Annotated in this window: 1 protein-coding gene and 1 pseudogene; both read left to right on the top strand. The window is 63.5% G+C overall.

Annotation, left to right across the window (positions count from 1 at the left end; genetic code table 11):
• A partial coding sequence (locus tag ACXRVY_RS29815; RefSeq protein ID WP_458239052.1) for a glycosyltransferase family 4 protein occupies positions 1–1034 on the top strand: 1034 nt, incomplete at its 5' end.
• Positions 1018–1269, top strand: a pseudogene (locus ACXRVY_RS29810) (glycosyltransferase family 4 protein); the annotation flags it as partial. The gene ACXRVY_RS29815 and the pseudogene ACXRVY_RS29810, both read left to right, overlap by 17 nt.

The following is a 1269-nucleotide window of genomic DNA, read 5'->3' as shown; positions in this document are numbered from 1 at the left end:
GCCTGAGCCTGCCGATGCGCCTGCTCGATCGGGTACTCAAGGGCCAGAAGGTTCCCGAGCGCTGCGTGCCGTTGCAGCATCGCGCCGGCGATCAACTGGTGCTGCTGGATTCGTCCTGGCACGCCAGCTTCTTCCCCCTGGCCGAGCAACTCAAGCGTGACGGGGTCGGCATCATTTCGGTGATCTACGACCTGATTCCCCTGACCCACCCGCAGTTCTGCGACGCAGGATTGGTGAAGGTGTTCAACGAATGGTTCGACTGGATCGCCCGCACCGCCGATGGTTATGTGGCGATATCGACCACGATCCGCGACCAGGTTCGCCAGGAGATGACCCGCAGGATCGGCTCCACGCAGGTGCAGCAACGCTGGTTCGACTACTTTCACCTCGGCTCCGAACTTGACCTGACCGATGCCCGGTCCGCCGTCGACCCGGGGCTGCTGCAGATGTTCAAGACGCCGGACCCTGTGTTTCTGATGGTCAGCACCATCGAGCCGCGCAAGAACCATGCGTATCTGCTGGACGCGTTCGAGCGCGCCTGGGCGGCCGGGTCCAAGGCCCGGTTGTGCATCGTCGGCAAGATCGGCTGGAAGTGCGAGGCGCTGATCGAGCGTATCCGCCAGCATCCGCAATTGAACCAGCGCCTGTTCATGTTCAACACACTTTCGGACAAGAGCCTGGAACACGCCTATTCCCACGCGACATCGCTGGTGTTCCCGTCCTACGTCGAAGGGTTTGGTTTGCCCCTGGTGGAGGCCATGCAGCGAGGCCTGCCGGCCATGGCCAGCGACATCCCGGTGTTCCGCGAAATCGGTGGCGAGTACATGGCGTATTTCGACCTCGCCGACCCGCAGAACCTGGCCGACCTGGTCACCGACATGGAAAGCGGTGGCGCATTTCCCGCCCCCCTCAACCTGGATAACTGGCGTTGGCTGAGCTGGCGCGAGGCGAGTGCGCAACTGGTCGGACGCGTCCAGCGCAACCTGCACAGCGATGCGAAGGTGCCTGAGAGGCAGCATGCGCATTGCCCTTAACGCCCGCATCCTCCAGGCGCCGCGCACCGGCATCGGCCACTACGTCGCCGAACTGGCGAACGCCCTGGCGGGTGAACCGGATATTGAACTGGCGCTGTTTCATGGCTGGGGCTGGAGTGCTGTGCTGCCTGAAGCGGCCATGCCCGGTTATTCCCGACTGACGCCATTGCTGCGGCAGATTCCGGGGGCCTATCAGGCCCGACGGTGGCTGGAGCAGAAACGCTTCGATCAAGGC

This window comes from Pseudomonas sp. P5_A2_2 (assembly GCF_054177685.1).
Note: the sequence above shows the minus strand (reverse complement) of the source record. Positions and strands in the feature narration are given on the sequence as shown.